Source organism: Ciceribacter azotifigens (assembly GCF_048159625.1).
GTDB lineage: Bacteria > Pseudomonadota > Alphaproteobacteria > Rhizobiales > Rhizobiaceae > Allorhizobium > Allorhizobium azotifigens.
This window is the reverse complement of record NZ_JBLQTA010000020.1, coordinates 33,146-50,741: the sequence shown is the minus strand read 5'-3', so window position 1 is coordinate 50,741 and position 17,596 is coordinate 33,146. Positions and strand designations below refer to the sequence as shown.

The window sequence follows — 17,596 nt, the reverse complement described above, 5'->3', positions numbered from 1 at the left end:
GTGATTTGGTCAATTCATGTCGCCATCACGACTGCGATGCCTTCAGCGTCTTCCATTCCTTTCCCACGAAGGCAACGCAACGGGAAATCCGTAGCCAGAATTGGTTCCGTACGAAGGATCCAGGTTAGTCTCCCTTCGCACCCTACTTGGATTGCTGGGCCGCCGGACTACACCGCGACCATCACGACATGACGCCCTTGCCCGTCCGATTGCTCTTTGAAAGCTGGTCTAGCTGCCTTGCACGGAAGCCTGGCGCATAAATAATAGGCAACTCCAAAGTTTGCGCAAAAACGGCTTGACAGGCGCAAGCCCAAGCCGTTTATTCAGTGTAAATCTAGGGAAGCGGGCACTTGAGCCTCACCGGGGAGAACATCCCCTGTGGGGTTTTTTCGCTTTTGGAGCGATCGAAATTGTCAAAGAATGTTATCGAGATCGGCGTCCTGTTTTCGCGCTCCGGCCCTTATGCCGAGCTTGGCGAACAGGGATTCCGCGGAGCGATGGCCGGCATAGAGGAGGTCAATCGTCGTGACCTCCCGTTCGCTCTTGCCCCGGCTGTCGCCGATCCACAAGGGAATGCGGACCGTTATGCTATTCTGGCCTACGATCTCATCAGCGGTAGATCGCTCCAGCATATCGTCGGGTGCACGACGTCCTGGAGCCGCAAGGAGGTCATTCCAGTGATGGAGAAGACGCAGACGCTCCTTTGGTACCCCTGCGTCTATGAGGGCTTTGAAGCAAACGAGAACGTCGTTTATGTCGGAGCCTGCGCCAACCAGCACATCCTGTTACTGCTTGAGCACGTGCTGCCCAGCTACGGCCGCAAGGCCTTCCTTCTGGGTTCCAACTACGTCTGGGGATGGGAGACTTGCCGCCTTGCGCGTGACGTGGTGACGCGTTCGGGCGGAACCGTGCTCGGGGAGAGACATGTTCCGATCGGTGACACCGACATCGATCGCATCATCGAAGAGATCCGTCGCAAGCGCCCAGATTTCATCCTGAATTCTCTCATCGGTCCATCCTCCTATGCCTTCCTGGAAGCCTATCATCGATTGATCGCGGAAGATCCGAGCTTTGCAAACAAGCCGGCACTCAGCTGCAATCTCTGCGAGAACGAAATCGCGAGGATTGCGCCGGCCGCGGACGGCCATCTGACCTGCGCAACCTATTTCGAGGCGATGCCGGGAGCGGGAAACCGATCCTTTCTTGCCGGTCTCGACGAAGAGAGCCGCAAGGACGGCGTTTCGGCCCTCTTTGCCCAGGCCTACAGCGCCGTGCTTTTGATCGCGCATGGCTTGGCCGTCAGCGCCGGTGGCCCGGCCATGGACGTGCTCGAGGCGGTGAAAGTGGGGGCGGTGGAGACGCCGCTTGGTACTCTTCGAATCGATCGAGGCAACAATCACATTCACGCAAGGGCTCACATCGCCCAAGCGACAGCGGAGGGACGCTACAGGCTCGTGCATGAAGGCACGTCGACCATTGCGCCCGATCCGTTCCTGACCCGCGCCAATCTGCAGATCAGCAGCGCTTCCCCCGTCCCGCAGTCTCGTTTGAGGATCGTCAAGTGATCAGTAGCTATACGACACCTTCATTCGAAGGCTTTCGCGCCCTCATTCTCCATCGCGAACACGCCAATACGGAAGCATTGGAGCGGCAGTTTGCCCGCATCGGGATGACTGCCGTGACCTGCTGGCCCGAACTCCGGCCACCGCAGACCTTCGGTGAGTTCGACATCCTGCTCTTCGACGCCGACATGGGCTACGATGAACAATTCGTCTGGGCGGCCGGCGAAGCTCCCATCCCGACCATTGCCCTGATCGGTTCGGAAGCTCCCGGCCGCGTCACCTGGGCCGTCAGCCACGGCGCCGACGCCCAGTTGCTGAAGCCGATCGGCAGTTCAGGTGTCTATGCAGCACTCGTGATCGCAACCCATGCCTTTCGCCGCCGCAAGGAATTGGAGGAGAGAGTTGCAAGTCTCGAAGAACGTGTGGCCAGACGCGAGGCCTTGGCTGAAGCGACAGCCGTCTTGATGGTTCGCCACGCGGTTTCAGCGGAATCTGCCTACCAGATGTTGCGCCGTCAGGCGATGGAGCAGCGTCTCACGATCGACGATGCCGCCCTTCGCATCCTTGCCAATGTTTCAGAAAACAACGAGTACCGCCGTGGCCAATGATCTTTCCACGACCCCGCCCGCCGCGCCCGCCGAGCGGGGCGTCCTGCGCCGACTATTGAAGCGTAAGCTCGCCGCATGTGGACTGATGATCATCGCTGTCATCGTGTCTGCAGCCATCTTCGCGCCGTGGATTGCGCCCTATAACCCGGATGAGCAGTTCTTTGACGGATTGACGCTCGAAGGCGCGCCCCTCGCACCGAACGCGAAGTTCCTGCTCGGTACCGATCTCGTAGGGCGGGACCTTCTCAGCAGGCTGATCTTCGGCGCACAGACCTCGCTGATCATCGGCGTGATTGCCAATGGGGTCGCCGTCCTGATCGGGTCGGCCGTGGGGATCACCGCAGGCTATTTCCGGAACTGGGTCAGTGGGGCATTGATGCGCTTCACCGACCTCATGATGGCATTTCCCGCTTTGCTGCTCGCCATTGTGCTCGCCGCGATCTTCCGGCCGAGCCTGCTGATCGTCGCCATGGTGATTGCGATGGTGAACTGGGTGCAGATGTCACGCGTCGTCTATACCGAAGTCCGTTCACTCGCCTCTCGGGATTTCATCGAGGCCGAACGAGCTCTGGGCGCCGGCACCTTGCGGATCTTGACCCGACATATTCTGCCGCACCTCGCCCCGACGATCGTCGTCTACGCCACGCTCGGGATCGCCACGACTGTCCTGCTGGAGGCAACGCTCAGTTTTCTCGGCATCGGGGTGCAGCCGCCGACTGCAACGTGGGGCAACATCATCTTCGAGAACCAGACCTACTTCACCAGCGCACCGTGGCTCGTCTTCATTCCCGGTTTGGCCATTATTCTCTTGGCCCTCGCCTTCAATCTCGTCGGAGACGCCATGCGTGACATTCTCGATCCAACGCAGCAGGGGCATCACTGATGGTCGCCTATATTGCTCGTCGCCTTCTGCAGTCAGTGCTGATCCTTCTCGGCATCAGTCTCGTTACCTTTGCACTCCTCTATCTCCTGCCGGCTGATCCGGCGCGCCAGATTGCCGGCCGCAGTGCAACAGCCGAGACCGTCGCCAATATCCGGGAGCAGTTGGGGCTCAATCTCCCGTTCTATCAGCAATATCTGCGTTATGCCGTCGGGCTGCTGCAGGGCGATTTCGGTCGCTCCTATCTGCAGAAGACCGAGGTTGCCGAACTCATTGCTGCCCGACTTCCAGCGAGCCTCCTGCTCATGGCAAGCGCGATCGTCTGCGAGCTCGTAATCGGCATCGGGCTTGGGCTCATTGCCGCCTTGAAGCGTGGGTCGGCATTCGACAATGCGCTGATGCTATTTTCGTTCGTGGGCGTGTCGGCGCCGCAATTCGTGGTCGCCATCATGATGCTCTATCTGTTCTCGGTCCTCCTCGGATGGTTCCCGATCGGCGGCTACGGCACTTTCTCGCATCTCGTGCTGCCTTCGCTGACGCTCGGCATCCTCGGCGCCGGATGGTACGCGCGCATGATGCGCTCGTCGATGATCGACGTGCTTCGGCAAGACTTTATTCGCACCGCCCGCTCCAAAGGACTGAGGGGCCGCGTCATTCTGTTTCGCCACGCTCTGCCCAACGCCATCCTCCCCGTCATCGCCATGATCGGCATCGACATCGGAATGTTCATGTCCGGCATCGTCGTGGTGGAAAGTGTGTTCGGCTGGCCGGGCATTGGCCAGCTGGCATGGCAGGCGATCCAGCGAGTGGACATTCCGATCATCATGGGTGTGACCCTGGTCTCGGCCTGCGCAATCGTCGTGGGCAATCTGATCGCCGACCTCGTCGCACCTTTGATCGATCCACGCATCAAGATCCGCTGAGCCCGGCCGTCGGGCGGCACAAACCAAGAAACCAACCAGAGGAGAATTTTCTCATGCGCAAGCTACTTCTCGCCGGCGTCGCGGCCCTCGCGATTGCCGCACCCGCTCTCCAGGCAGCCAATGCCGAGGAGATCAAGCAGGGCGGCTCGATGGTCGTCACATACAAGGACGATGTCGCAACACTTGATCCGGCGATCGGCTACGACTGGCAGAACTGGTCGATGATCAAGAGCCTTTTCGATGGTTTGATGAGCTATGAGCCAGGAACCGCGACGTTGAAGAACGCTCTGGCTGAAACCTACACCATTTCCGAGGATGGCCAGATCTTCACGTTCACGCTACGCAAGGGCGTCAAGTTCCACAATGGCCGGGAAATGACCGCGGACGACGTCAAGTATTCGCTCGATCGCGTGACCAACCCGGAAACCCAGAGCCCCGGCGCCGGCTTCTTCGGTTCCATCAAGGGCTTCGACAAGATGGCCGACGGCTCGGCCAAGACGCTGGAAGGCGTGACCGTCGTCGATCCCTACACGATCAAGTTCGAACTGTCCCGGCCTGACGCTACCTTCCTCCATGTCATGGCGCTAAACTTCTCCTCGATCGTCCCGAAGGAAGAGGTAGAAAAATGGGGCGCCGACTTCGGTAAGCACCCGGTCGGATCCGGTGCCTTCAAGCTTGCAGAATGGACATTGGGACAAAAGCTCGTTTTCGAGCGCAACAAAGACTACTGGGAACCGGGTCTGCCGAAGCTCGACCAGATCACCTTCGAGGTCGGCCAGGAGCCTGTCGTGGCGCTGCTGCGCCTGCAGAACGGCGAAGTGGACATTGCAGGTGACGGCATTCCTCCGGCGAAGTTTCTCGAGGTCAAGAACGACCCGAACTATGCGAAGCTGATCGTCGAGGGCGGCCAGTTGCACACCGGCTATCTGACCATGAAAACGACCATGAAGCCTTTCGATGACGTGAAAGTGCGACAGGCCGTCAATATGGCGATCAACAAGGACCGGATCATCCGCATCATCAACGGTCGGGCAGTGCCGGCAACGCAGCCGCTGCCACCTTCGATGCCCGGTTACGCAAAGGACTTCGCGGGCTACAAGTTCGACGTCGACGGCGCCAAGGCCCTTTTGGCGGATGCGGGTTATCCGGATGGTTTCGACACCGAGCTCTACGTTTACAACACCGATCCCAATCCGCGTATCGCGCAGGCCATCCAGCAGGATCTCGCTGCGGTCGGTATCAAGGCCGAAATCAAGTCGCTCGCACAGGCGAACGTCATCGCGGCCGGCGGCGAACCGGACCAGGCACCCATGGTCTGGTCTGGCGGCATGGCCTGGATTGCCGATTTCCCGGATCCTTCCAACTTTTACGGACCGATTCTCGGCTGCGCCGGCGCCGTAAAGGGCGGCTGGAACTGGTCCTATTATTGCAACAAGGATCTGGATGCGCGCGCCACGGCGGCGGACTCGATCACCAATCCAGCCAAGGCAGGAGAGCGTGAGGAAGCCTGGCGCTCGATCTACCTCGACATCATGAAGGATGCTCCCTGGGTGCCTGTCTTCAACGAGCAGCGGTTCACGATCCGCTCCGAACGCCTCGGCGGTCCGGACGCAATCTTCGTCGATCCGGTCCACATTCCCGTCAACTATGACCAGGTGTACGCAAAAGATGTGCAATAACTGCAACTACACGATCCACGGCCGCCATCATCACTTCGGGTGGGACAATGCAATCGCTCCGGTCGAAAAGGTAGCGCCCGGTTCGACCATCCGTTTCGAGTGCCTTGACAGCAGCGCCGGCCACTACACGCGCGAAAGCACCGTCGCGGACGTATCGTCGATGGACTTTTCGAAGGTCAATCCGGTCACCGGCCCCATCCACGTGGATGGGGCCGAGCCCGGCGACGTGCTGAAGGTCACCATCCACGAGTTCGAACCTTCAGGCTTTGGCTGGACCGCCAATATCCCTGGCTTTGGCCTGCTCGCGGACCAGTTCAAGAATCCGGCTCTTCTTCTCTGGACCTACGAGAAGACGATGGAACCGGCGCTTTACGGCAAGAACGGCCGCGTCCCGCTCAAGCCGTTCGCCGGCACGATAGGCCTTGCCCCCGCAGAGCCTGGGCCGCACAGCATCGTGCCGCCCCGTCGGGTCGGCGGGAATCTTGACATTCGAGACATCACGGCCGGCACGACACTGTACTTGCCGGTCGAGGTCTCGGGCGGTCTGTTCTCGATCGGAGACACCCACGCGGCACAGGGCGACGGTGAGGTTTGTGGTACGGCGATCGAAAGCCAGATGAATGTGACCGTGACGCTCGATCTGGTCAAAGACACCAGGCTTGCCATGCCGCGGTTTACAACGCCGGGCCCGGTCACCCGTCACCTCGACACAAAGGGCTACGAGGTGACGACAGGGATCGGTCCGGACCTGATGGAAGGTGCAAGGGCCGCAGTCGCCAACATGGTCGATCTTCTGGTCCAGACCCAGAACATACCGGCGGAAGAGGCCTACATGCTCTGCTCGGTCTGCGGCGATCTACGCATCAGCGAGATTGTCGATATGCCGAACTGGGTGGTCTCGTTTTACTTCCCGCGCAGCGTCTTTGAGTAAGACCGACGGCGGCCGCGGATCGTCCGCGGCCGCCAGCCATTTCCCCGTGAACTTTCGCGTGTGCCATGACCTCTGAAGCCAAGACTTCCTCCGACCTGCTTCTCTCGATCAGAGGCCTGACGACCCAGGTCGCGACGCCGAGCGGCGCCAAGACCGTTGTCGACGGATTGAGCGTCGATCTCTTACGCGGTGAAACGCTGTGCATCGCCGGAGAAAGCGGCTCGGGAAAGTCGATGACCGCTCTGTCGCTGATGCAGCTCTTGCCGAAACCGATGGCGCGTGTGTCGGCCGGACAGGTGATGTTCAAGGGCCGGGATCTGATGACCCTTGACGAAGAACGGCTGCGTGCCATCCGCGGTCGCGAAATCGGCATGATCTTTCAGGAGCCGATGACGTCCCTCAATCCCGTTCTGACGATCGGCCGCCAGCTCACCGAGGCCATCATGGCACACAGGGCGATCGGTCAGCGGCAGGCGCTCGCGGAAGCGCGCAAGCTGCTGGAACAGGTGCAGATCACCGACGCATCGCGGCGTCTTGGCCAGTATCCGCACGAGCTGTCCGGCGGAATGCGCCAGCGCGTAATGATCGCAATTGCGCTCTCGCAGGGGCCCGACATCCTCATCGCAGACGAACCGACCACCGCCCTCGACGTGACAGTGCAGGCACAGATCCTCAGCCTGATCCGCCACCTTCAGAAGGAACGGGGCACGGCGGTCATCATGATCACGCACGACATGGGCGTGGTCGCGGAAATGGCGGATCACGTGCTGGTCATGCGTCACGGAAAGGCGGTCGAATACGGTACCGTGCGCGACATCTTCGAGAATCCCCAGCACCCTTATACCCATAGCCTGCTTGCGGCCGTGCCCAAGCTTGGGGAGATGGAGGGAACTGACACGCCCAAGCGTGCAAAGCCTCTTGCAGCTGAAGCCCTTGCCGAAAGCCCGGTACCGGCACGCGCCCCGATCGTCGACGTGACGGACCTCACCGTCCGCTTCGACATCAAGGGCGGCATTCTCCAGAGGCCGGTCAACCGCGTGCATGCAGTCGAAGGGCTGACCTTCTCAATCCACAGGGGCGAGACCCTGGCCCTGGTCGGCGAAAGTGGCTGTGGCAAGTCGACGACCGGCAAGGCGCTCATGAACCTCGTTCCGTGGAGCGGCTCCGTCAGGATCGCGGGCCAAGAGACGAGCGGGCTTTCCCGACGCCGGATGGCGCCCGTGCTGCGCGACATACAGATGGTGTTCCAGGATCCATACGCGTCGCTCGACCCTCGATTCAGGGTCGGTGACCTGGTGGCCGAGCCACTAATCATTCACGGCGTTTCGTCCGGCTCGGAACTGAAGGACAGGGTGGAGTACCTGTTCAAGCGCGTTGGCCTATCCCCGGGCCAGATCAATCGATACCCACACGAATTTTCGGGCGGCCAGCGCCAGCGCATCTCGATTGCCCGGGCGCTCTCGCTGTCACCCAAGGTAATCATCGCGGACGAAAGCGTCTCGGCGCTCGACGTCTCTATTCAGGCGCAGGTCCTCGACCTGCTCCAGGACATCCAGAACGAGACGGGCATCGCATACCTCTTCATTTCGCACGACATGGCCGTGGTGGAACAGATCAGCCACCGCGTCGCGGTCATGTATATGGGCCGGTTCGTCGAGATCGGAAGTCGTCGTCAAGTTTTCGAGAATCCGCAGCATGACTATACCCGGCAGCTTATGAGTGCCGTGCCGGTTCCCGATCCGCGGCGCGAGCGGCGGCTTTACAACGAAAATGTTCGAGAGCTCAAAAGTCCGATCCGGCCGCTGGATTATATCCCCGAGAACAACGCCTTCGATGATGTCGGGAACGGCCACCTCGTCTCCAGGCTGTCGCTATCGCGTTCAGCCTGACGGGCCCCACCGTGGTGCAGCGGCTGGGCGAGCCAGCCGCCGGACCCGGTGCGTTGCGCCTGCACCTGAGATTTCAGATGCTGCCGGCAATCGACGTCCGGGAACGCGGCGCCTGGTCAGCCATCGTTGACAGTTTGCGCGAAAGGTCAGCTTCCGCGGCCACGGACACAGCCAGCCATGGCCGGTCGGAGGATCTCATCCGCACAATCCGCTCTTGGCCTCCTCCTCAGGCGATGAGGTTTTCGATGCGGATCGGGAACTTGCGTACCCTGAATCCGGTCGCATGCCATACGGCATTGGCGACGGCCCCGACCGTGCCGGTGATGCCGATTTCTCCGACGCCCTTTACTCCGAGAGGGTTCACGTAAGGGTCCTCCTCGGGGATGAGGATGGCCTCCAGCGAAGGAATGTCGGCATTGACCGGAACACGGTACTCGGCCAGATCGGCGTTCATGACCCTACCGGTACGATGGTCGACGATCGCCTCCTCGTGCAGGGCAAAGGAGGCTCCCCAGATCATGCCGCCGAAGTACTGACTTTCGACCAGCCGCGGATTGATGACCCGGCCCGCGGCGAACGCGCCGACAAGGCGCGCCACGCGGACCTGCCCGAGATCGGGGTCCACCTTCACCTCGGCAAAGACTGCGCCGTGCGAGTACATTGCATAGGACTGGGCATGTTCTGGATCACGGGCGGACTGGCCCGTTCCAACGACTTCCAATCGTCCGGCGCGTTTGAGGATCTCCACATAGCTTTCACTGCGCCTCTCGTCATCGCGACGGTGAAGCCTCCCGTTCCGGGCGACAACACCGATATTGCCGGCGCCGAAGAGCGGAGACGCCGGGTCGGCGGTCGCAAATGCCGCAAGCGTTTCGATTGCATCCCTTCCGGCGTTGTGAAGCGCAAGGCCCGCACTTGCCGTGTGGGCCGAACCTCCCGCCACTCCGCCGTTCGGCAGCGTCGACACCCCCGAATGAAATGTGACCCGGTCAGGGTCGAGGCCAAGGGCTTCTGCAGCGATCTGCGCAAGCGCCGTCCACGCCCCCTGCCCCATGTCCGCTCCGGCCGTTTCCACTAGAGCCGTCCCGTCGGCGCGAAGCGTGGCTCGGGCTTCGGCAGGGAAGTGTGGGCAGGGAAACAGCGCGGTCCCCATGCCCCAGCCGACCAGAAAGCCGTTTTCGTCGCGCATCTGGCGCGGGGCGAGCGGGCGAGATGCCCAGCCGAAGCGCTTGGCGCCTTCGGCATAGCATTCCCGCAACGCCTTGGAGGAATAGGGCCGTCCTGTGCCCGGCTCCGTCTCGGCATAATTCTTCAAACGGAACTCCAGAGGATCGATGCCCGCGGCTTCGGCGGCCTCGTCCATCGCCACCTCCAGCGCGGCAGATCCCGATGCTTCCCCCGGCGCCCGCATCGGGCCCGGAGTGCCGACGTCCAGTCTCAATCCCTCGTGCTCGGCGCGCAGCGCGGGACTTGCATAGAGGTGGGTGGATGCATTGGCCGCGGGTTCGAGGAAGTCGTCGAAGGAAGACGTCGCGGAGATGGACCGGTGATTAAGTGCGGTGAGGTGCCCGCGCTCATCCACCCCGATCCGCAGTGTCTGCCAGGTATTGCCGCGGTGTCCGACGGGGCCATACATCTGCGCGCGGCTCAGCGCGAGCTTGACCGGCCGCTTCAGCATGCGGGCGGCGATCATCGCCAGCATCTGCGGCCCATTGAGGATCGCCTTCGATCCGAAGCCGCCGCCGAGGAAGGGAGAGCGGATGACGACGTTTTCCGCCGGAATGCCGAAATAGGCCGCGTAGGACGCGCAACTCATTGCGAGCGCCTGGTTCGGCATGTCGAGCGTCAGCTTGTCGCCATGCCATTCGGCCACCACCGCATGGGGTTCCATGGCGTTATGGTACTGGGCCGGGGTCTCGTATTCGCCCTCGATCACCCTGGCGGCGGCCGCGAGCCCGGCCTCGACATCACCATGCTCGACCTTCGGAAGACCGCCGACGCCGACGGCAGGCGGATCGAAACGGGCCCCGTTGCCGGGGCTGACGCGAGGCACCGCGACCTCATACTGCGGCTTGAGCAGCGCGGCGCCCTCGGTTGCGGCCTCGAGCGTTTCCGCCACCACAAGAGCGATCGGCTGGTTGGCATAACGTACTGTGTTGTCCTGCAGGACCTCGATCCGGAAGCCGAAAGGCGGCATCTTGTCATCGGGATCATGTGCAAGAGGCGGCCGGTTTTCCGGTGTGAGGACCTCGACAACGCCAGGATGAGCCCTGGCTGCAGCGACATCGAGCGATGTCACGCGGCCGCGTGCGATCGTGCTGACAGCCGTGACCGCGTAGAGCAGGCCCTCGGGATGGTTGTCGGCGGCATAGGTTGCGCGGCCGGTCACCTTGAGCAGCCCGTCCCGGCGGGTAAGCGGCTGGCCGGCGTTGGAGCCGTAGCGGGTCATCTGAGCAGATGGAACATCAAGCGACATGGCTCACTCCCGGAATTGTTGAAAAAGGCGAACCCGGCAAGGCAGCCATGACTCCCGGCGTTCCCTCTGCCGCGAGGGCAAGCGCCCGCACTGTGATCCGTCGCGCCAGTTCGATCTTGAAGGCATTGTCACCGGAGGGGCTTGCACTCTCGAGCGCTGCCTCAGCGGCGCGGCTAAAGGCTTCGACACCGGGCGAACTGCCAACAAGAACCTTCTCCGCCTCACGAGCGCGCCACGGCTTGGCGGCCACCCCGCCCAGCGAGAGTCGTGCCTGCCGAATTACGCCGTCTTGAAGATCGAGTGCCGCGGCGGCAGAGACAACGGCGAACGCGAACGAGGTGCGCTCCCGAAGCTTCAGGTAACGGGCGTTGGCTTTGAACCGGGCCGCCTCTGCAGGGAGATGGATTGCGGTAATGAGTTCACCGGGCGCGAGGGCCGTCTCCTTCTCAGGCGTCTCTCCCGGCAGACAGTGGAAGGTCTCCAACGGGATCGTCCGCTTTCCCTCCGGGCCTTCGACCTCGACGACCGTATCGAATGCCACCAACGGAACGCAGAAATCCGAGGGATGCGTTGCAATGCAATGTTCGGACCAGCCGAGGATCGCGTGGAGACGGTTTTCGCCCTCAAGCGCATCGCATCCGGATCCCGGATCACGCCGGTTGCAGCGGCTGGCGGCATCCTGGAAGTAGGCGCAGCGCGTGCGTTGCATCAAGTTGCCGCTGACCGTTGCCACATTGCGGATCTGCGCCGAGGCTCCGGACAGGAGGGCTTCCGAGACTGCCGGGAACGTTTCTGCGAAACGGGCATCATAGGCAAGATCGGAATTGCGGACCATGGCGCCCACTCGAACGCTGCCGTCGGGCTGCCACTCAATGGAGTCGAGGCCGGGAAGCCGGGAAATGTCGACCAGGCGACGGGGTCGAGAGACACCGACCTTCATCAGGTCGAGAAGATTGGTACCGGCTGCGAGATAGGTGGCACCGGGCTCCGCAACGGCTGCCACCGCGTCAGCAATGCTCGCGGGACGAATATAGTCGAACCTGTTCATGCTGCATCCCTCCCCTTCTCTTCTGCGAGGGTCCGCTGCGCCTGAAGGATCGCTTCCGTAATGCCCTGGTAGGCGCTGCATCGACAGAGGTTGCCGCTCATCAGTTCGCGGACGCGTTCGGGGTCGTCGCCGGCATGGCCTTCCGAGATCAGCCCGATGGCACTCATGATCTGCCCGGGCGTGCAAAAGCCGCATTGAAAGGCATCACACTCGATGAAGGCTTGCTGGAGCGGATGCAAGGCCTCGCCCTCGGCAAGGCCTTCGATGGTGGTGATCTCGGCACCGTCGAGACTGACGGCGAGCAAAAGGCAGGCATTGACGCGCCGTCCATCGACAAGGACGGTGCAGGCACCGCACTGGCCGCGGTCACAGCCTTTTTTTGTCCCCGTCAGATGAAGCCTCTCGCGAAGGAGATCGAGCAGCGTCACACGCGGGTCATCGACAGCGATACTGCGCGGCTGGCCATTGATGGTAAGGCTGATGGAGAGTGTCATGGGATACTCCATTCAGTGATCGTGGGATATATGGATTAGGACCGCCGGATCGGCGGGAATGCAAAACGGGCGCAGATGAGGCGCCACGGCCGGATCGCTCTATGATTGTCCGGCTGATCGATTTATACGGAGGCATCCTCCGTTTATCAAGAGGAAAAATCCTGTCTACGAATATGGAACCACGAGACGGAAAGACAAGGCGACTGCGGGCAGACTCAATCCGCAACCGGGAGCGTCTGCTCGAGGCCGCAACGGAGATCTTCAGTGCGGGGGGGCAGCACGCCAGCCTGGAGGCCGTGGCACGCCGGGCCGGGGTTGGGATAGGTACGCTCTATCGGCATTTTCCAACGCGGGACAGCTTGTTCGAGGCGGTCTACCGACATGAAGTGGACCTGCTTGCCGATCTGGCCGAGCAGCTTGCCGCGGAAACGGATCCGGTTGATGCCCTCAAGCGCTGGCTGCAGGCGAATGTACGGCTCGCGGCGACGAAGAAAGGAATGATTCAGGCACTGCAGCTTGCGGCGGCCGGGTCATCCGAACTCAAAGCCTATTCGTCGGAGCGGATGGTCGGAGCGATCCGCCTCTTGCTCGGGCGCGCCGTGAGTGCCGGCAAGGTCCGCGACGACGTGCTGCCTGAGGACTTGTTTCGGACGCTGATCGGCATTTTCTACTCGCAGGGACCTGGCGATTGGCAGCCGACGGCATTGCGGATGGTTGACATTTTTGTCGACGGGATGCGCAAGCGTTGAGTCTGGGCCCTGCGTGTTTGAGGCCTCACTCCGCCGGTGGGTCGCATGCGTTGGCCGAGCGAGAGCGAGAGCGAGAGCGAGAGCGAGAAAGTCCAGTCGCGATCCGCACTCCAAATTTCGGTGAAGTACCGCGGGACGGTCAACGCGGTGCGTCTGCTCAGCCGTTGCGCGATTGCAAGGTATGGCAGTGCGGCCGCCTCGCCTGTCCCTCACCCGCTGTCGCGCTATCGCCGCCGTGCCGCAGACCTCGAATGCTCGAGTCCCCATTGATCCAGCGCCGGCGCCCCTCGTAATCGTCGCGGGTGCCGACAAGAGCTTGCGCACGCGCGCGTTCGGAAATAGCTTCGGCTCGCGGCGTGTGAGCCGCTCAGTTGAAGAGGAAGACAATGGCAACAGGTATCGTCAAATTTTTCAGCCAGGACAAGGGCTATGGCTTCATCACACCGGACAATGGCGGCGCAGATGTGTTCGTCCATGTGTCGGCGGTGGAGGGCTCCGTTCCTCTTCGAGACGGGCAGAAAGTTAGCTACGAGCTAGGTCAGGACCGCAAGACCGGAAAGTCAAAGGCAGAAAACGTCAGGGCCGTCTAGTCGGCGGCTCCATCCCCGTAACGCGGATGCTGAGATCGGCTGATCAGCGAACGAGATGAACAGGCATCACCCGCGAAGCGGGTCGACGGACGGGCTTTGAAGTGCTGGCCGGCACCCGAATCGAGGCGCTGGTGCCCTGAAAACTCAAATCTGACGCTATCGGCCGATCGCTTATGCAACATCCATGACACTGAGAGCGGACGCGGCGCCGAAGCGCTTGATCTATGACTTTACAGGGCGAATGTCGGTTAGGTGATCGGCCTCGCGGCGCTCGTGGGTGGCACCATCAACATGTCCCGTTCCTCCTGATCGGACTCGCGATTCTCCTCTTTTCTTTCGATCCGTGTCTCGGCCTTGGCGGATCGTGGATGCCGAGGCGTTCTCCGCACCCAACCGAGTTTCACCGGCGAGACGCCGTCTCGTGCATCTCTTTACGCTCCCGGGCCGCTGTATCCCGCACTTCAGCGGGCGTCCGATCATAGGTTCGTCGGAATTCCCTGGTGAAATGCGAGGTGCTCGCAAAGCCGACGTCCAAAGCCACTTCGATGATCGGCTTCTCGCTTGCAAGCAAGATCTGCCGCGCGCGCTCCATGCGAAGACGACGGAATGCCGTGGCGGGCGACATCTTTGCCTTCTCCTGGAACACACGCTCGAGTTGGCGCCTGGAGAGACCGACCTGTGCCGCGAGCTTTTCGATCGAAATCCCCGCCTCGATATGTTGCTCCATGATGATCAGGACAGCCGCGACACGGGGATCGCTGACATACTCGCGGAGCGGCTGCCGCGTCTGGATGTCGAACTGGGTGCGGGCCTTTTCGATCTGCAGGACCTCGAGCGCATTGCGCTCCGCATCCCGGCTGATGTGCCGCCTGACGAGTGCGGCGGCAAGATCGGCGGCACTGCTTCCTCCAGCACACGAGCCGCGCCTGCGGTCCAGGTTGAACAACCGGTCCGCTCGAACCTCGAGATCGGGAAAACGTTCGCGGAACTCCTGGTAGTGGAGCCAGCTCACGCAGGTCGGATGTCCCTTCATCAGGCCTGCGTCGGCCAGGATGAAGGTTCCCGTGCAAAGGCCGATCAACGGCACCCGCTTCGACGCTGCGTCCTTGAGGAATTGCACGGTCTCGTTGTCGACCGGTTGCTTGACGCTGAGAAGCCCGCCCACCACAGCGATATAGTCGAATTGACGCGGGTCGACGAAGTCGGAGGTAGGAGCGACCTGAATACCGCAACTCGAGCTGATCAGGTGCCGGGTGCTGCCAAGAACCTGCCAGTCTGCCAGAACCCTGCCCGACCGGTCGAGCTGATCGCTCGCCAGTCGAAGGGTGTCGACAAACAGCGCGAAGGCCGAAAGCGTGAACGACCTTGAGAGAACAAAGCCAATTCTCAGGCGGGGCACCGGCGATGCCCCGTCGGACGCGCGTAGCTGACCGGCCTGTCCCATCACATCTTCTCTTGCTGGCGATGTCTGCGGAGGAACGGTCATCAATGGTTCGTTCCGTCCATCAAATCCGGTTTTTCCGTTCATTGCTCGCCTATCTTCAAATCCATGCGCCACGGGATGGCGATCGTCAACAGGACGGTGCCACGATCGGATGGCGCTTGCACGTTCAACCCCTCTTCATCGCCCATCGCTCGCGGATCTACCTCAGAGGTCCTTAGCGAGGCGCAGCCCATCGTAGATCGCGGCGTGTGTGTTGCGAGCCGCAACCGCATCGCCGATCCGGAAGAGCTGATATCTGCCTTGCGGATTCCGCTCGATGGTCTGGGGCGCTCCCGACAGCAGCGCGTCATGGGAAATTTCACCGAGGTTCTTCGAACCGGGCTTCAGGTCGAAATAGAGGTCATCCAGCGGGATGGTGCCATGATTGATGACGATCTGGTCGACCACGCGTTGCCTGGAAATATCGCCATAGTCGCTGCCGAGATGAGCGACGATCTGGTTGCCGTTCCGCTCAGCTGCCTCGAGGCGATAGGTAACGGTGAAGGTCGCATCGAGCTTTTGCAGCGAACGCATGTATGGCACGAGGTTCATCGCCATGACTTCCGGGGCGAAGGAACGATCCGGGGTCATGATCTCGACCTTGCCGCCCGCCTTGGCAATGATCTCTGCCGCCTGCAGGCCGGCATGATCGCCGGCATCGTCATAGACGAGCACGTTGGCGCCCGGCTTCACATCTCCGGAAATAATGTCCCAGGAGGAGACGACAAGCTCGTTGCCTTTCGAGAGAACCTCCGTGTGCGCCATCCCACCGGTCGCGACAATTACGACATCGGGGGTTTCCCCCAGAACGGTCTTCGCATCCGCCCAGGTGTTGAAATGGAAGACGACGCCGCACTTTTCGCACTGGCTCATGCGCCAGTCTATGATGCCGATCATCTCGCGGCGGCGTTCGCTCTGTGCCGTCAGGCGGACCTGGCCGCCGGGGTCGTTCGCGGCTTCGAAGACGACGACCTCATGGCCGCGTTCGGCTGCGACGCGTGCTGCCTCCAGACCGGCGGGGCCGGCCCCGACAATCACCACCTTCTTGCGCTGCGGCGCCTTGGCGATCTTGTGTGGCATCGTCTCTTCGCGGCCTGTCGCCGGGTTGTGTATGCAGAAGGCAAGACCACCCTGGTAGATGCGGTCGAGACAGTAGTTCGCGCCGACGCAGGGGCGGATGTCGTCCTCGCGTTTGTCGATGATCTTGCGAACGATATGCGGATCGGCCATGTGTGCACGGGTCATGCCGATCATGTCGACCTTGCCGGCGGCGATCGCATGACGGGCCGTCGCGACGTCCTGGATTTTCGCGGCATGGAAGGTTGGAAAGTTCGTCACTGCCCGGACTTCGCCGGCGAAATCGAGATGCGGCGCGCTCGCCATGCCCTGGATCGGGATGACGTCGGTGAGGCCGGGGTCGGTGTCGATATGCCCACGGATGACGTTCAGGTAGTCGATGAGACCGCTTTCCTTGAGCCTGCGGGAGATCTCCAGTCCCTCGGTCTTTCCCGTCCCGCCGGGAAGACACTCGTCGGCGGTGTAGCGCACGCCGAGAATAAAATCGTCGCCCACCCGTTTGCGGATTGCTTTCAGGACGTCGAAACAGAAGCGCATGCGATTGTCGAGCGAGCCGCCGTAAGGTTCGTCGAGTTCATTGGTGAGCGGCGAGACAAACTGGTCGATCAGGTGGCCGTAGGCTTCCAGTTCGACCCCATCCATGCCGCCCGCTTTCATGCGCTCGGCAGCATCGGCAAAGTCCCTGATGATGCGCTCGATATCCCAGTCCTCGATCTTCTTGGGGAACGCACGGTGCGCCGCCTCGCGGTGATGGGACGGAGCAAGGATGGGCAGCCAGTCGCCCTTGTCCCAGCGTGTTCGCCGCCCGAGATGGGTGAGCTGGATCATGATTGCCGCGCCCTCTTCGTGGACGGAATCGCTCATTTCCCGAATCCACGGGACGATCTCGTCCTTATAGGCCAGCAGATTGTTGAAGACCGGTGGGCTGTCCCTGGAAACGGCGGCGGAGCCGGCCGTCATCGTCAGGGCCACGCCGCCCCTCGCCCGCTCCACCGTGTAGGCGCGATAACGACCCTTTGGCATGCCGTCTTCGGGATAGGCGGGCTCGTGCGAGGTAACGATGATGCGGTTGCGCAGCGTCAGGTGTTTCAATTGAAACGGCTGAAGCAGAGGGTCGTTCGACATGCGAAAGGCTCCCGTCGTGTGGACCTGCCGATGTTAGGAGTGAATGTACATAAGTGTCAAGATATGAAACAGTGCCGTATAT

General features: G+C 61.7%; 14 protein-coding genes. 9 read left to right on the top strand and 5 right to left on the bottom strand.

Annotated elements, in window-relative coordinates; all coding sequences use genetic code 11:
- The first annotated feature begins 410 nt into the window (after positions 1-410).
- The 7 genes from ACM6UT_RS20870 (at position 411) to ACM6UT_RS20840 (ending at position 8,472) form a co-directional block, all read left to right on the top strand.
- Positions 411-1,565, top strand: coding sequence for a transporter substrate-binding protein (locus tag ACM6UT_RS20870; protein ID WP_416799265.1), 1,155 nt, complete (start codon positions 411-413; stop codon positions 1,563-1,565).
- The gene (locus tag ACM6UT_RS20865; protein WP_416799264.1) at positions 1,562-2,170 is read left to right on the top strand and encodes an ANTAR domain-containing response regulator; all 609 of its coding nucleotides are present in this window, start codon (positions 1,562-1,564) and stop codon (positions 2,168-2,170) included. The genes ACM6UT_RS20870 and ACM6UT_RS20865 overlap by 4 nt, the downstream gene beginning before the upstream one ends.
- Positions 2,133-3,053, top strand: a complete 921-nt coding sequence (locus tag ACM6UT_RS20860; protein ID WP_416799263.1) for an ABC transporter permease — start codon at positions 2,133-2,135, stop codon at positions 3,051-3,053. Before ACM6UT_RS20865 ends, ACM6UT_RS20860 begins: the two co-directional genes overlap by 38 nt.
- The gene (locus ACM6UT_RS20855) at positions 3,053-3,973 is read left to right on the top strand and encodes an ABC transporter permease (protein WP_416799262.1); all 921 of its coding nucleotides are present in this window, start codon (positions 3,053-3,055) and stop codon (positions 3,971-3,973) included. The genes ACM6UT_RS20860 and ACM6UT_RS20855 overlap by 1 nt, the downstream gene beginning before the upstream one ends.
- A 53-nt stretch (positions 3,974-4,026) precedes the next feature.
- The gene (locus ACM6UT_RS20850) at positions 4,027-5,652 is read left to right on the top strand and encodes an ABC transporter substrate-binding protein (RefSeq protein ID WP_416799261.1); all 1,626 of its coding nucleotides are present in this window, start codon (positions 4,027-4,029) and stop codon (positions 5,650-5,652) included.
- A complete protein-coding gene (locus ACM6UT_RS20845; protein WP_416799260.1) occupies positions 5,642-6,583 on the top strand; it encodes an acetamidase/formamidase family protein in 942 nt (313 codons plus the stop codon). The genes ACM6UT_RS20850 and ACM6UT_RS20845 overlap by 11 nt, the downstream gene beginning before the upstream one ends.
- A 65-nt stretch (positions 6,584-6,648) precedes the next feature.
- Complete coding sequence (locus tag ACM6UT_RS20840) at positions 6,649-8,472, top strand: ABC transporter ATP-binding protein (protein ID WP_416799259.1); 1,824 nt, start codon at positions 6,649-6,651, stop codon at positions 8,470-8,472.
- Positions 8,473-8,698: 226 nt separating this feature from the next.
- Here ACM6UT_RS20840 and ACM6UT_RS20835 read toward each other — a convergent pair whose 3' ends face one another.
- The 3 genes from ACM6UT_RS20835 to ACM6UT_RS20825 are packed head-to-tail and all read right to left on the bottom strand — an operon-like array spanning position 8,699 to position 12,490.
- Entirely contained in the window at positions 8,699-10,948 is a 2,250-nt protein-coding gene (locus tag ACM6UT_RS20835) for a xanthine dehydrogenase family protein molybdopterin-binding subunit (protein WP_416799258.1), read from the bottom strand.
- Entirely contained in the window at positions 10,938-11,996 is a 1,059-nt protein-coding gene (locus tag ACM6UT_RS20830; RefSeq protein WP_416799257.1) for an FAD binding domain-containing protein, read from the bottom strand. The genes ACM6UT_RS20835 and ACM6UT_RS20830 overlap by 11 nt, the downstream gene beginning before the upstream one ends.
- Positions 11,993-12,490: a (2Fe-2S)-binding protein gene (locus ACM6UT_RS20825; protein ID WP_416799256.1), complete on the bottom strand. Its 498-nt coding sequence runs from the start codon at positions 12,488-12,490 to the stop codon at positions 11,993-11,995. The genes ACM6UT_RS20830 and ACM6UT_RS20825 overlap by 4 nt, the downstream gene beginning before the upstream one ends.
- A 101-nt stretch (positions 12,491-12,591) precedes the next feature.
- Between ACM6UT_RS20825 and ACM6UT_RS20820 the strand changes: the two genes are divergently transcribed.
- Positions 12,592-13,239, top strand: a complete 648-nt coding sequence (locus ACM6UT_RS20820) for a TetR/AcrR family transcriptional regulator (RefSeq protein ID WP_416799255.1) — start codon at positions 12,592-12,594, stop codon at positions 13,237-13,239.
- A 386-nt stretch (positions 13,240-13,625) separates the two neighbouring features.
- Positions 13,626-13,829, top strand: coding sequence for a cold-shock protein (locus ACM6UT_RS20815; RefSeq protein WP_416799254.1), 204 nt, complete (start codon positions 13,626-13,628; stop codon positions 13,827-13,829).
- Positions 13,830-14,229: 400 nt separating this feature from the next.
- On the opposite strand, the gene ACM6UT_RS20810 is transcribed toward ACM6UT_RS20815, so the two are convergent.
- Complete coding sequence (locus ACM6UT_RS20810; RefSeq protein ID WP_416799253.1) at positions 14,230-15,273, bottom strand: GlxA family transcriptional regulator; 1,044 nt, start codon at positions 15,271-15,273, stop codon at positions 14,230-14,232.
- A 204-nt stretch (positions 15,274-15,477) separates the two neighbouring features.
- Positions 15,478-17,514 carry an oxidoreductase gene (locus ACM6UT_RS20805; RefSeq protein ID WP_416799252.1) on the bottom strand — a complete coding sequence of 679 codons (2,037 nt, stop codon included), beginning with the start codon at positions 17,512-17,514 and terminating at the stop codon, positions 15,478-15,480.
- Between the last annotated feature and the right edge of the window lie 82 nt (positions 17,515-17,596).